The 14393-nt window shown below is 42.7% G+C and carries 11 protein-coding genes; 4 read left to right on the top strand and 7 right to left on the bottom strand.

Going from position 1 to position 14393, the window contains the following annotated elements:
• Positions 1 to 104 precede the first annotated feature (104 nt).
• The 4 genes from pstB to pstS all read right to left on the bottom strand — a co-directional run bounded on the left by pstB (position 105) and on the right by pstS (position 4150).
• Positions 105 to 911, bottom strand: a complete 807-nt coding sequence (pstB, locus tag FIS9605_RS0108275; RefSeq protein ID WP_026732168.1) for a phosphate ABC transporter ATP-binding protein PstB — start codon at positions 909 to 911, stop codon at positions 105 to 107.
• A 54-nt stretch (positions 912 to 965) separates the two neighbouring features.
• Complete coding sequence (pstA, locus tag FIS9605_RS0108280; protein WP_197036012.1) at positions 966 to 1856, bottom strand: phosphate ABC transporter permease PstA; 891 nt, start codon at positions 1854 to 1856, stop codon at positions 966 to 968.
• A 35-nt stretch (positions 1857 to 1891) separates the two neighbouring features.
• Positions 1892 to 2842 (bottom strand): phosphate ABC transporter permease subunit PstC, encoded by a 951-nt coding sequence (gene pstC, locus FIS9605_RS0108285; RefSeq protein WP_026732170.1) that lies wholly within the window; start codon positions 2840 to 2842, stop codon positions 1892 to 1894.
• Between the two features lie 120 nt (positions 2843 to 2962).
• Positions 2963 to 4150: a phosphate ABC transporter substrate-binding protein PstS gene (gene pstS, locus FIS9605_RS0108290; RefSeq protein ID WP_026732171.1), complete on the bottom strand. Its 1188-nt coding sequence runs from the start codon at positions 4148 to 4150 to the stop codon at positions 2963 to 2965.
• A gap of 1205 nt (positions 4151 to 5355) precedes the next feature.
• On the opposite strand from pstS, the gene FIS9605_RS0108295 reads away from it, so the two are divergent.
• The gene (locus FIS9605_RS0108295; protein WP_026732172.1) at positions 5356 to 5943 is read left to right on the top strand and encodes a biotin transporter BioY; all 588 of its coding nucleotides are present in this window, start codon (positions 5356 to 5358) and stop codon (positions 5941 to 5943) included.
• 94 nt (positions 5944 to 6037) lie between these two features.
• Positions 6038 to 6508: a signal peptidase II gene (lspA, locus tag FIS9605_RS0108300; RefSeq protein WP_026732173.1), complete on the top strand. Its 471-nt coding sequence runs from the start codon at positions 6038 to 6040 to the stop codon at positions 6506 to 6508.
• Positions 6509 to 6842: 334 nt separating this feature from the next.
• On the opposite strand, the gene FIS9605_RS36580 is transcribed toward lspA, so the two are convergent.
• Positions 6843 to 7775: a hypothetical protein gene (locus FIS9605_RS36580; protein WP_063748450.1), complete on the bottom strand. Its 933-nt coding sequence runs from the start codon at positions 7773 to 7775 to the stop codon at positions 6843 to 6845.
• 469 nt (positions 7776 to 8244) lie between these two features.
• Here FIS9605_RS36580 and FIS9605_RS0108310 point away from each other — a divergent pair, with 469 nt between their 5' ends.
• Positions 8245 to 10518: a transglycosylase domain-containing protein gene (locus FIS9605_RS0108310; RefSeq protein WP_026732174.1), complete on the top strand. Its 2274-nt coding sequence runs from the start codon at positions 8245 to 8247 to the stop codon at positions 10516 to 10518.
• Between the two features lie 107 nt (positions 10519 to 10625).
• Here the strand turns inward: FIS9605_RS0108310 and FIS9605_RS0108315 are convergent, their stop codons facing one another.
• Both FIS9605_RS0108315 and FIS9605_RS0108320 read right to left on the bottom strand, forming a co-directional pair.
• Positions 10626 to 12158, bottom strand: a complete 1533-nt coding sequence (locus FIS9605_RS0108315) for a DUF4335 domain-containing protein (protein ID WP_026732175.1) — start codon at positions 12156 to 12158, stop codon at positions 10626 to 10628.
• A complete protein-coding gene (locus FIS9605_RS0108320; protein ID WP_026732176.1) occupies positions 12155 to 12781 on the bottom strand; it encodes a DUF3038 domain-containing protein in 627 nt (208 codons plus the stop codon). Before FIS9605_RS0108320 ends, FIS9605_RS0108315 begins: the two co-directional genes overlap by 4 nt.
• A 1081-nt stretch (positions 12782 to 13862) precedes the next feature.
• Here FIS9605_RS0108320 and FIS9605_RS0108325 point away from each other — a divergent pair.
• Positions 13863 to 14381 carry an adenine phosphoribosyltransferase gene (locus FIS9605_RS0108325; protein WP_026732177.1) on the top strand — a complete coding sequence of 173 codons (519 nt, stop codon included), beginning with the start codon at positions 13863 to 13865 and terminating at the stop codon, positions 14379 to 14381.
• Positions 14382 to 14393 lie beyond the last annotated feature (12 nt).

A 14393-nucleotide genomic window follows, 5' to 3' on the forward strand; every position in this document is an offset into this window, starting at 1 on the left:
AAAGATATTTAATACTTATTCAAAAAGCTAGTTCCCTATCTTCATCCGAGAACCAGCTTTATCTTTAACAAATCCCTAATTGCTGCCCAGTAAATGGGTAATTTTTAACCGAATTTACCGCTGACGTACTCTTTGGTCGCTTCTTGCTGGGGATTTTGGAAAATTGCCTCTGTAAGATCGTATTCTACAAGGTAGCCAGTACGAGCACCCTTTTCATTTGTCTGGACGTTAAAAAAGGCTGTCATATCGGACACTCGCGAGGCTTGTTGCATGTTGTGAGTAACAATGACCACGGTATATCGTTGTTTAAGTTCGTGGATCAGTTCTTCAACTTGCAGGGTAGAAATTGGGTCGAGAGCTGAGCAAGGTTCATCCATCAAAAGCACGTCTGGCTGAACTGCGATCGCCCTAGCAATACACAAACGCTGCTGTTGACCGCCGGATAGAGATAAACCACTTTGCTTGAGTTTATCTTTGACTTCATCCCACAAAGCGGCTTGTCTGAGCGATCGCTCTACCAGTTCATCCATATCACCTTTGTAACCATTGAGTCTGGGCCCAAAAGCAATGTTGTCGTAAATTGATTTGGGGAAAGGGTTTGCTTTTTGAAACACCATCCCAATCTTACGGCGCACTTCTACAGGATCGATATGGGGTGCATATAGGTTTTCACCATAGTAAAAAACCTTTCCTTCTGCTCGAAATGACTCAATCAGGTCATTGAGGCGGTTATAACATCTCAACAACGTACTTTTACCGCATCCAGACGGACCAATCAAGGCTGTGACGCGATTTCTAGGAATATCCATCCAAATGTCACGTACTGCCAAAAAGTTACCGTAGTAAATGTTAAGACCTTCAGTACGTAAGACAGTGTCGGTTTGATTGGCGGTGCTAATGTTAGTGGCCATAGATGCTAATATTTCTAATTCGACTGTTGTTAAATTTATGACGATTCCCTAGAATCATGAGTAAATTTTGCGGCGAGTTGCCAAGCGAGCAATAATACTGGTAAGCAAAACCATCAACACCAAAATTAGAGACGCAGCCCAAGCCATTGATTGCCAGTTTTTATAGGGAGCAATTGCAAAGTTGTAAACCAGAACTGCCAGGGATGCCGTAGGTTGGAATAAACCAGTAGGCCAGAATTGGGAAAATAAAGCTGTGAACAACAGGGGTGCAGTTTCTCCTGCTGCTCGTGCGATCGACAGCGTTACCCCTGTAACAATTGCCGGTACTGCTGCTGGTAATACCACTAGCATCACGGATTGAAATTTCGTTGAACCTAAACCCACTGCGGCTTGTCGCAAATCATTTGATACTAACTGTAAAGCTTCGTCCGTGGTTCGCACAATAATTGGCAGCATTAACACTGCCAAGGCTACGCCTCCAGCAACCGCAGAAAATGTGCCTGTTGTGACTACCACAATACCATAAGCAAATACCCCGGCAATAATTGAGGGCACACCATTGAGAATGTTGGTTGCAAAGCGTACCCAGCGAGCGATTTTCCCAGAGCTAAACTCTGTCAAATAAACAGCAGCGAAAACGCCAATGGGGATGCTGATCAAAGCTCCAATAGCTACCATGACCAGTGTACCAATGATAGCATTGCCAAAACCCCCTCCCTGTACCAATGGTGGTGGTGGCAACTCAGTAAACAGACCCGGTCGAAAACTGCCTAAACCTTGGATAATGACGTAGGAAAGCACAGCTACCAAAGGTATAATTGCCAATATTCCACATATAAATGCTATTACTGTCATTATTGTGTTAAACAGCGATCGCCCAGATGAAGAGCGCTTCAGACTGCCGCGGAGAAATGCACTTTGAGATTGGTCTGGAGTATAAGCCATATTCAACAAACTTTAAAACGCGAAAATGTCACAGTCTACAGTCGCTTCACTCGCAGGACTATTAACTCAGCCAAAACGTTTACTATCAGAGTTAAAACAAACAAAATCAAAGCAGCGTACATCAGAGCAGATACTTGCAGGCCACTTGCTTCTGCAAACTGGTTTGCTAGCAAAGAAGAAATCGTATTGGCCGGTGCAAACAATGAAGGGCTAATTCTATTGGAGTTACCAATCAACATGGTTACGGCCATCGTTTCTCCCATCGCCCGACCAAGAGCAAGCATCACAGCACTGACGATGCCAGAAAAAGCGGCAGGTAAAATAACTTTGAAAATTGTTTCCCAACGAGTTGCTCCAAGTCCAAAAGCTGCTTGACGCAAACTGGAGGGTACAGAAATCAGAGCATCACGAGAAATAGCTGTGATGATCGGTAAGGTCATAATTCCTAGAATTATGCCCGCAGGAAACATCCCTGGCCCTGTGGGAACAGTGCTAAAAATTGGCAGCCAACCGAAAGAACTATTGAGCCATCTTCCTAAAGCTGTCAGCGGAGGAATCAAAACAAAAATTCCCCAGATGCCATAGACAACACTGGGAATTGCTGCTAGCAGTTCTACCAAAAAGACTAATACTGTCCGTATAGATAGCGGTAGCCAATTTTCGCTCAGTAATATCGCTGTGCCAACACCAATTGGTACAGATATCAGCAGGCCAAGAAAAGAACTAACTAAAGTCCCGTAGACTTGCGGCAGTACACCGTATATGTTATTGACGGGATTCCAAGTACTTTCAGCTAAAAATCTGGCACCAAACTCTCTAATTGCAGGTGTCGCTTCAATAGCAACCTCAATGGCTATCCATAATAAGACAGCTACGATCGCCAGAGCAAAAACTCGCGTTAGCCAGATAAAGCTAGTATCCAGAGACTTTTCAAATTCAGAACGCGGCTTGACTATAGATCTATCACTTTGAAATGGTGTATTCATGAATGAATTTATCCACGAACGCTTAAAAAAGTGGGAGCGAACCACATTAGTAATGAGCGACTAGTCATTGGTCATTGATTTATTACAAATGACAAATGACAAAGGACAAATGACTACATGCTATTTACTCGCGCTTGGTTCATTGCTTTCGCCTACAGCAATTTTGTAATCAGGGCTAATGGCATCAGCAGCCGCAGCTACTTTCTGAACCACGTTTGCAGGTAAAGGAACGTACCCTAATTCAGCGCTAACTTTCTGACCTTCTGTTAACCCGTACTCAATCATCGCTTCCATTGCTTTGGCTTTTGCCGCATCGGGGTATTTTTTATAAGCCAAAATCCAAGTGTAGGAAACAACAGGATAAGATTCGTCTCCGTCAGGATCTGCAATAAAGGCGCGAAAATCGTCTGGTAGAGTTACTGCTTCCAGGGTTTTAGATGCAGATTCCTCAGTAGGTACAACAAATTTACCTGCTTTATTTTCTAAAGCAGCATACTTGAGATTATTTTGTTTGGCGTAGCCGTACTCTACGTAACCAATCGAGCCTTGATTTTGTGTGATTTGGGCAGTAACACCTTCATTACCCTTAGCACCGACTCCTACAGGCCAGTTGACAGTTTTGCCTTCGCCAATTTTGCTTTTCCACTCAGGGCTGATAGCGCTGAGGTGTTTTGTAAACACGCCTGTAGTACCGCTACCATCGGAACGATATATTACTGAGATTGGCTGGTTGGGGAGGTTGACACCTGGATTAGCAGCAGCAATTTTTGGATCGTTCCAAGTCTTAATTTTGCCAAGCAAGATATCAGTATAAACTGCCCGTGGTAGCTTTAGCTCTTCAACACCTGGGACATTGTAGGCTAGCACAATGCTTCCAGCAGTCATGGGCAGCATTAGCACGCCTTTGTCTTGTGGCACTTTTTGGATTTCTTCGTCTTTCATAGCCACATCACTAGCACCAAAATCTACAGTGCCTTTGGTGAATTGCTCAACTCCAGCACCGCTACCAACTGACTGATAGTTTACTTGCAGGTTGGGATACTTCTTGTTTAAATCGAAAAACCAACGACTGTAAATTGGTGCTGGAAAAGACGCACCAGCCCCAGTTAAGGATACATTTCCACCAAGATCCAGTTTGCCTGGGCTAGAGGCAGTAGCATCAGTAGCACCACCAGGAGTTGCATCGCCAGTGGAAGTATTGTTTTGAGCTTCCTGTCCGCCACAAGCAGCAAGGCTGACTGTCAGTGCTATTACTGAAATTGCTCTCGTTAAGTGAGATTTATTAATTATTGGTGTACGGGAAAGCATGGATTATGATGTGTGGTGTTAATTGTACAGATTAGCCCCTATAAATATATAACTCTTTGGTAAAGAATAGGTTAAGAGACTCGGAGTTATTGTCTTTTTCAAGTGTTAATTGTGTGAATTTTAATTTTCATTGCTCGGTAGAGCGTTTCAATCATAATCTGCTTGGCTTGAAGAATAAATTTATATTGGTACAAATGTATTAATACACAATTTAACAAGTGACTTTATAAAGAAGAAAAAACAATCATATTTTTACGAAAAATGAAATAAAAATGATAATAATATTAGATTACGAAAAGAAAATTTTTAAAAATTTAATTATTCTATCATCTTATTATTTTTAAAGTTATCAAATGCTGATGCTAGCTGATTTTCAAGCTGACTAAGGATAATAAAGGCATGACTTAAAAAGTGGCATTATCATAGCCGTAATCGCAAATTATAAGAAATAGTTAGTGCTGTAAAAAAACATCCTATAAAATGCATTATAAATCATTGGCTATATGTATATGATGTGTTTGAGCAGTCTTATTAAATTTAGTAAGGTAGTGATTGTAACAGAATATTAGTTTCTGCTAATTGACACACATACTTAGGAAAAGAATCAGTTATTTACACATTTTGCACTAGCTGTAAGAGTCGAGAGATGATAGCTAACTAAACTCTTATTGGCAAGGTCATGCTGATAGCGAGAATAAAAGCTAGAAACTATTAATGGCGATAGTGAAAAACTCAGTTATTGACCATTTCAAGCCTAGAGATAAAATTATGGCGAAATTAGAGAATATATACAAAACAGAATGATTTGGTATCATACTGAGCTTTGTATAATTTACGATGATGTAGCGTCGTGGCAATATCATTGACTATAATTCAAGATTTCTCCGTGTAGGGTGGCTCGTATAAGCAACTAATTTAGTAGTAATTATAAGTATTTTTCCGACCACACCATTAGTACAATATTAGTTAGACTATAATGATATTTTTCAATATAAGGATTAAAAGATAAAATGAAACACTCCCAAAACAGTTATGAGATTTTTAGTAAAGGTTATTGGTAGTTGTTGGTTAAGGGTTGTTTGTTTTGGCAAGCTTAAGATCAACCAACAACTAGGAGAAATATCTCACAAATTAAGTCTAAATTGCTTATAATTTTGATTATTTTTTGCTCTTACATGAGAATTATTTGCATGAGTGTATTGTAAATGTTAGCTGCATCCAATCAATTGTTATGGTCTATGATTGGCTTACTGCTAACTATGGGTGGTACCTTCCTAGAAGCTCATATCACCACCTTACCTTGGAGTTGGAGTAAGCATGGAATTCATTCTTTTTCTCTGGGTGTCACCTTTCAAATTGGCGGGGTGTTGCTTGTTGGTTGTTTAGGGGGTAAAAACGCTGGTGCGCTTTCGCAAATCGGCTATTTAGTTATGGGCTTAACTTTATTACCCGTATTTGCCGATGGTGGTGGTATTGGCTATGTCAAGTTGTCCCAATTTGGTTATTTGTTAGGCTTTATTCCGGGAGCTTGGATTTGTGGCTTTTTTGCCTTTAAAGCTAGACCGCGACTGGAAACATTGGCATTTAGCTGTATTTGTGGCTTGTTAACTGTCCACGTCTGCGGTATTAGTTATTTGATTATCAGTTATGTTTTGCAGTGGCAAGGCACAGAAACTCTAAGCTTAATACAAGCAATCCTCAAATACTCTTGGTTTGCACTACCAGGGCAACTAGCCGTAATCTGTGCCGTCACTGTCATAGCTTATTTGCTACGACACTTAATGTTTTATTAGTCCTTTGTCATTTGTCCTTTGTCATTTGTCAAAAGCACATGACCAATGACCAATGACTAATGACTAATGACTAATGATCAATGACTAATTTGCCATGCGTTTTAAAAATCAACACTTCTGGCTTGCTGCCTTTATTGCTTTTGTCTTAGATCAACTCACAAAATACTGGGTGGTGCAAACCTTCGACTTGAGAGAGTCACTACCATTATTACCTGGTATATTTCACCTTACCTATGTCACAAACACGGGTGCAGCTTTTAGCTTGTTTTCAGGGAAAGTAGAGTGGTTGCGCTGGCTATCTTTGGGAGTAAGTTTGGCATTAATAGCATTAGCATGGTTTGGCCCGTTATTGAATCGTTGGGAGCAGTTGGGCTATGGCTTGATTTTAGGTGGTGCTATGGGTAATGGTATAGATCGCTTCGCTTTAGGCTATGTTGTTGATTTTCTCGATTTTCGACTTATTAACTTCCCTGTATTTAATTTCGCAGATGTGTTTATTAATGTTGGTATTGCCTGCCTACTAATAGCTACCTTCCAAAAAACACCGACATCACATCGCAGGTAATACCATTTTGGATTTTGGATTTTAGATTTTGGAGCCACTGCGTTGCGGAGCCAGTACGTTGCGGGGGTACCAAGCGTTGTGGCAAGTAGCGTGATTGAGAAACCCTCTGGGGAGTAGTAGTATGGGTTATGTAAATCCATCTGTTGCAATCATTTTTTTTATTGGTATAACAGTGAAAGTTTTATCTATATCAATAAAAATTGAGGAGGCTGTCTAAGACAGCCTCCTTAATTTTTTATGCACTAACAGGTTTGCCGCAAATTGTTAAACAACTCATCAAATACAGTTGATTGATATCAGATTATACTTCAGCTAGTGTGAAGCCATAATCTTTTTAATTACCTGTACCAGGCGCACTGCTAGGAATTTGAGTAGGACTGTTTGGAGTCATACTGCCAGGATCGCTGGAGCCAGGAGCCGGAGTAATTTGACTGGGGCTGCTGGAATCCGGAGTCATGCCACCAGGAGTGCTGGAGTCCGGAGTTGTGCCATCCGGAGATGATGGAGTCATTTGGCTGGGGCTGCTGGAGTCTGGAGTCATGCCACCAGGAGTGCTGGAGTCTGGAGTTGTGCCACCAGGAGCCGGAGTCATTTGGCTGGGGCTGCTGGAGTCTGGAGTCATGCCACCAGGAGCACTGGAGCCCGGAGTTGTGCCATCCGGAGATGATGGAGTCATTTCGCTAGGGCTGCCAGGAGATGATGGAGTTGTTCCATCCGGAGTTGTCGTACCTCCAGGGGTGGTGCTGTCTGGAGTTGTTGTTCCATCCGGAGTTGTCGTACCTCCAGGGGTGGTGCTGTCTGGAGTTGTTGTTCCATCCGGAGTCGTTGTGCCTTCAGGAGTGGTGCTGTCTGGAGTTGTTGTTCCATCCGGAGTTGTTGTGCCTCCAGGAGTGGTACTGTCTGGGGTTGTTGTACCTTCAGGAGTTGTCGTGCCATCCGGAGTTGTCGTGTCTCCAGGAGTGGTACTGTCTGGGGTTGTTGTACCTTCAGGAGTTGTCGTACCTCCAGGAGTGGTGCTGTCTGGAGTTGTTGTACCTTCAGGAGTTGTACCTTCTGGTGCTTTGCCCTGACACCGGGAATTTAGGGGGAAATTCTTACACAGAATTTCCATCGCATCTTCTGAAAGCTCGATTTCTTGGGATGATTCTGTGGATTCTTTTTGGTTTTTGACTAATTCAGGAAATTTGGTGGATTGAGCAACAGCAACGTTGCTAGTTAGTGCCAGAATCAGGGCTGTACCTGTCAGGGTGAGAAATTTCCCCTTCATATTACTTAACCTCAACACCTTAAAGGAAGCGGTACTCCTTACAAGTAAGGAGTGTCTCCGCTCATTAAATCAGATAATAGGTTTTAGAAAATCTTCCTAAAAGAGGATGTATTTTTTCATGTTAAAGTGTTTGGCATTGTTAGCTTGTAAAATTTAAATCATTTATAGTTGATAAATTTGTAGCGAAAAGAAGCACTACAGCACAAGTATTAGCTATCGTTGGACAAGCAGTTTCCGGTATACAAAGAAAAACATGATAGAACAGCGATCGCATTTTAGACGGAGTCAAGATGTGACAAAATTAACCACAAAAGTTATATTGCCATATATTATCTTGGTGTCAAGAAAAATCGGGAACTATTCCTTGCTGCCAACGTCCTCATAGGGTTATGAGTACAATGGTGGAATAAAAACATTGAGATAAGCTGTTAGCCCGATTTTTCAGTAATATCCGTGGTCTCTTTAGCCAATGAGTTCCCCCCAACCCCCTCAAAAGCCACAAACTTTGCTTGGTCAGATAACGCAAGCAGTACAGACAATTCAAGCTAGGGTTGATTTTTCCAAACTGGCGCTTAAGCCTAATGCCAGAGTACCAGAACTTTGGGTGCAGGATGCGGGGGCGGACAAGGCGGAAGTATATCCGCTGTTGGGCGATCGCTATATACTCGGTCGCAGTTCCAAATCCTCCGATATTGTCGTCCGTAACCCAGTTGTCAGCCAAATTCATTTGTCACTGTCGCGGGATTCGACTCAACGGCAACCAGTTTTTATCATCAAAGATGAAAACTCCACCAATGGTATTTATCGTGGCAAGCGTCGGATCGCATCCTTAGAATTGCGTCACGGCGATATCCTCACCTTGGGGCCGCCAGAACTTGCTGCTTCAGTGCGGCTGCAATATGTCGACCCACCCCCTTGGTACATCAAAGCAACAACTTGGGCAGCTTACGGTGTAGGCGGTGTTACTGCCTTAATGGTTCTTGTCATTGGTGTTGAATGGCTGAAATTTTCCGTAAGACCCCTACCTATAGCCACTCGTGCTCCTGTCATTGTATACGCGGGCGATGGAGAAACACCTCTGCGTGAGCCAAGGAATACCGCTCATGTAGACATGAAGCGATTGCAAGACTTCGGTCCCTATTTGCCTGCGGCTGTGATTGCTTCTGAGGACAGCCGTTATTACTGGCACTTTGGAGTTGACCCCTATGGAATTTTACGAGCTGTGCTGATTAACACCCGCAGTGGTGGTGTTCAGCAAGGAGCTAGTACAGTTACCCAGCAAGTCGCTCGTAGTTTATTTCGCGATTATGTGGGTAGACAGGATTCCCTAGGTCGGAAGGTTCGAGAAGCGATTGTTTCCTTCAAGTTAGAAACGTTTTACAGCAAAGACCAGATTTTGCTGACTTACTTAAATCGAGTCTTCTTGGGGGCTGATACTTCTGGCTTTGAGGATGCCGCTCGATATTATTTTGATAAGTCAGCCAAAGAATTAACTTTGGCAGAAGCAGCTACTTTGGTGGGAATTTTACCTGCTCCCAACGGTTTTAATTTCTGCGGAGATAACGAAAGTAAAACACGGATTATTGAGTACCGCAATCGCGTGATCAGGCGGATGCTGGAGAGGGGCAAAATCAAACAAGATGAGTATAACCGAGCTAGGCGATCGCCCATTGAAATCAGCCCGAAAGTTTGCGAACAACAAGCAAAGACAATTGCACCGTATTTTTACAGTTACGTTTTCCAAGAACTCGAATCCATCTTGGGAAAAGACTTGGCAGCTGAAGGCAACTTTATTATTGAAACTAAGCTAGATCGAGAAGTTCAAGATCTGGCAGAAGCAGCCTTGCGTAACCATGTGAACGACGCTGGGAGAAGTTTTAACTTTTCTCAAGGGGCTATGGTTACGCTTGATTCCAGCACAGGGGCGATCCTAGCGATGGTGGGCGGTACTGATTATAGAACTAGCCAATATAATCGTGCTTTTCAAGCTCAAAGGCAACCAGGTTCAACCTTCAAAGTTTTTGCTTACACGGCCGCTATGGAACAGGGAATTTCACCAGGAAGGTCGTATTCCTGCGCTCCTTTTCCTTGGCAGGGTTTTACGTACAAGCCCTGTCGGAGCGGTGCTGGTGGTAGTTTAGATGTTGCTACAGGTCTTGCCCTTTCGGAAAATCCCATTGCTTTACGGCTTGCCCGAGATGTTGGATTGAATAAAGTGGTGGAGACAGCACGACGTCTGGGAGTGAAGTCAGAACTAGATCCAGTGCCGGGGTTAGTATTGGGTCAAAGCGTGGTCAATGTTTTGGAGATGACTGGCGCTTTTGGGGCAATTGGCAATCGCGGTGTGTGGAATCGTCCCCATGCGATCACCCGGATTTTAGACAGCAGTGAATGCCGCGATCGCAATGATTTAAAAACTTGCCGTGTGATCTACTCCTTTGACCAAGATACCGAAGCTAACAGACGCGTGTTGCGTACAGATGTAGCTGATACCATGACTCGTTTACTACGCGGAGTAGTTACAAACGGTACTGGTAGTCGTGCTGCCATTGGGGATCTGTCAGTATCTGGAAAAACTGGTACAACTGACAAAAACGTAGACTTGTGGTTTATTGGTTTTATTCCTAGCCGTCGGTTGGTAACTGGTGTTTGGCTGGGTAACGATAACAATTCCCCCACATCTGGTAGTAGCGCTCAAGCTGCTGAACTATGGGGGAATTACATGAGGAGAGTTATAAGGTAACAACCGAGATTGGTAATGGGGGCTGTTAGTGGTTAGTGGTTAGTGGTTGGTAGTTGGTAGCTGATTATTCACAAGAAATTACTACTATCTACTAACTACTAACTAAATTATTGATACCCCTGCCAAGGCATAACTTCTAGTTTGCCATTAGGCTGGAAGATCACCTGGAAGTGAGCGAGAGGCTCTTGATTATTTGGAGCTGCAATATTTGAACCGTAAACAGATTGGAACATTTGAGGAAGCGGTGTTTCCCGAAAGTAATCAAATGCCATTTGGTTGAGTGGTTCGTAGTCGGCAATGATACCATCTTTGTTAACTGCTACGCGGTACTTTAAATCACGCTGATAGCTGGGAGTGCTACGCCAATTTTGGCGAATGGTATCGTAAAGTTTTTGATTTAATTGTGTGATTTGGTTGGGGTCAGTAATTTTTGAACCAACAACATCAGGCGCTTTTGTGTATCCCCGCCAAGGACTAACTTGTAGTACACCAACTTTAGTAAAAACAACTCGGAATTGCGCTATTGGTTCATTAGTGATGGAAGCGCGGTTAGCAGGATTGTAAAGTAAGTTAGGTAGGGGAGTTTGATCGACTGCCTGATTTGAATCTGAGTTCACAGCCTTATAGCCAACGATCGCCCCATCTGCTGCCACACCGACGCGAAAGACTAAATCCTGATTTAATCCTTGGCGATTAGACCAAGCGGGATTAATTTGGTTATAAATTTGACGATTTAATGCACGTAGCTGAGATGCGTCTGTAATTTCAGGAACGGTATTTAAAAGTGCTTCTAAATCTTGAATCGCAGGTGATGTAGTAGATGTAGGATTCGTAGTAGTTGTAGCAATTGGCGTCGGAGTAAATGTGGGAGTAGCTGCTAGTTGTTCATTAGCTGTTGGCGTTGGAGTAAATGTGGGAGTAGCTGCTACTTGCTCGTTAGCTGTTGGTGAAGAAGTGGTAGCAGGTGTAGAAGAACTATTGACGCCAGAGATAGTTGAGCCACTCCGATTTTGTGTTGTTGGTTCTGGTGGACGTACTTCGGGAGGTGGTATGACGGCAAAAGCGATCGCTGCTGCTGCCAAACTCGTTACCCCTACACTAGCTGGCAGTGCCTGTTTGACCAAGGCTTGACCTGTGTTGCCATAGCGTCTGGGAACCGGTTGTAATTCTAGTGATAGCTCTGGTAAAGTTTGGGAATCAGCAAAAAATTGGTCAACAGCTTCTACTAGATCGAATAACTGTACTGTATTCAAATCAATTTGAAGTGACTGCTTAGCATTGCCGTAGGAATTAACCTGCACAATTTGCCCACCAGGAACTTCCGAATGTACGATCAACCTGTGTCGGTTATTGTCAATTTTTTGTATCTGTACTAACTCTGATTCAAAATTGTGGGCTTGTGGGTGATAAACATTACTCAAAAATTCTTGGGCATAGGCACTAACAGCCCTTACCAAGCTTTCAAAAAATTCCCTGCCTCCAGATAGTGGTTGAGTATAGCCAGATAAATAACATTCTGCATTTACCAATATTGACAGTGCTGGGCGCAGTTCCTGAAACTGTGCAGCCCTGGCGGCATCACTTAAACCCTCTAAAAGTAACGTACAATTCGGTAGACTGTATTTACGTTGAATATTCATTCCACTTCACCGTCAAAAAGAGAAATCCAGAACCGCTGCATGCCAGCCGTACCTGTACAAAATAGTAATTTTCCTAACAACTCTATAGCCAATTCATCTAATTTTTCATCTGAGTTTAACGCTATTAAACCAGAACGTCGCGGGTTCATTCGGCTTTTAAAATGCGCTCTAAATCGCTCTAAATAATTAGATAAGCGCAAATTCTGCTCTAATGGAATCTGTTTTTCATTCAGTTGCTGATATATCATTAGCAACTGGCGTATTACAACTGTTAATCGCCGCGCTAAATAGCAAGTAATTACCACTAGGGCTTTTGCCTCCGTTATTGTTAAAGAGCGGCGCATGTGCGCTCGTCTTAGAGGGTTAGTGCTACGCATTCGCCATAAATTCACCCTGTCTTTAATAATTCCTTTTAGTTCCAACTCTTGTGCAAATGACAAAATAGCTTCTGAACCACCTAGTTCTAAAGCCTCAATTGCGAGTAAAACCAAGTCAATTTCCACCCGAGTTTTACGGGGGCAACCCTGTCCTTCAATTGCAGGATCGGGTAAAGTATCCAAAATCATCGGCGGTGACGGGGGGGTTGGACTATTAAAAGGCGTTAAACTAGCGGAGACACTCATTATAAATATCCTGTACAGCTGCTACGGACTTGGTATAACTAATTTAAGATAGATAGCCAAATTAGAAAAAGTTTACTCGTGGCAGTGGTGTAGCTGCCCGATATATACATTAACTTACTCGTTCTACTCAAAGTTTTCCGCATATACAAATCAAGGTTTTTAAAGCATAAGTGTTTTATCCTGATTTATTTGGTAGCATTTCACCATAGCTTGGTGTAAATTCTAACAATAGTCAATGCATAGTGTCTGGTGCTAATTCCAAGCGTACGACATTATAAAACTTTACGGGAAGCGCAAAACTCCCCAATTTGAGCCATCTCAAAAATTTGAGATGCTTTAAATGTCTTTCAACAGACAGATGTATTGCTACACAGGAATTAAAATTCCTGTCAGGGTATCTCAGTCTGAGTAATTTCACGGCAAACAAACAACGTCAAAGATGCAGTAGCTATCTGTGCCGCGTTTACCTCTCTAACTACGATAGTAGTCTACGAATCCTTAAAACTAACAAACTCGTCGTGGGTAGGGCTAGTACCGCTGTGCGGAATGCAAAAGTCAAAAGTCAAAAGTTAAAAAGCTTCCTGTTGTAGGCTTTTCGTCAATTTGGAATAGTAGCTTTATTTCCGCTACGTTGTACTAGGTAGGCCCGAATCCACTTTGGGAAGATCGCGCTTCTACTTATATAGCTAGAGAAATCCGACTGCAGCAAGCTAGATTGTGAACCAAAAATCCCCCAACTTCAAGTATCTGCTTCCATTTTCCCGATCAATTACCATTGAGAAAATGAGAACAAAAATGGGCCGATTGCAGAAGCTGGGAATAGGGAAAATCATTCACCAGAAGAAGTAATACCATTTCTCGAAAAAATGACTACAAATACTCTTGGCTTGTAGTAAGCACAAAGCGTGCTTACTACGAACCATGTATAGTTCTACTTTTGAGAAGTCATATAAAGACTAAGAGGAAAAGAATTGAAAAGCTTTTTCCCTTTAACTATTCTCCTTTTGCCACAAGAGTACAAAAGTAACTTTTGCAAGATGTATAGTGTGTACTGCTGTACCTTTATCTACCCTATCTTCTTATGGATCTAAAGTCTCTGATTCGTGATATACCAGATTTTCCTAAACCCGGAATTTTATTTCGGGATATCACTACACTGCTGCGGAATCCGGAGGGATTGCGCTATACCATTGACTTGTTTACACAAAAAATTCTGGATGCTGGACTGAAAGCTGATTACGTGGTGGGCATGGAGTCGCGAGGGTTCATGTTTGGCACACCTCTGGCTTATCAATTAGGAGCAGGTTTTATTCCTGTTCGCAAGCCAGGTAAGCTACCAGCAGCAGTACATTCGATTGAATATGAACTAGAGTATGGTACAGATTGTCTAGAAGTACATCAAGACGCTTTGCACCCAGACAGCCGAGTTTTGATTGTAGACGACCTGATCGCTACGGGTGGAACTGCAAGCGCCACAGCGCAGTTAGTACAGAAAATTGGCTGCGAACTGGTAGGATTTGGGTTTATTATCGAGCTACAGGATTTGCAAGGGCGTAAAAATCTACCAGATGTGCCAATTGTCACTCTGGTCGAATACTAGTCATTGGTCATT

This window comes from Fischerella sp. PCC 9605 (genome assembly GCF_000517105.1).
GTDB lineage: Bacteria > Cyanobacteriota > Cyanobacteriia > Cyanobacteriales > Nostocaceae > PCC9605.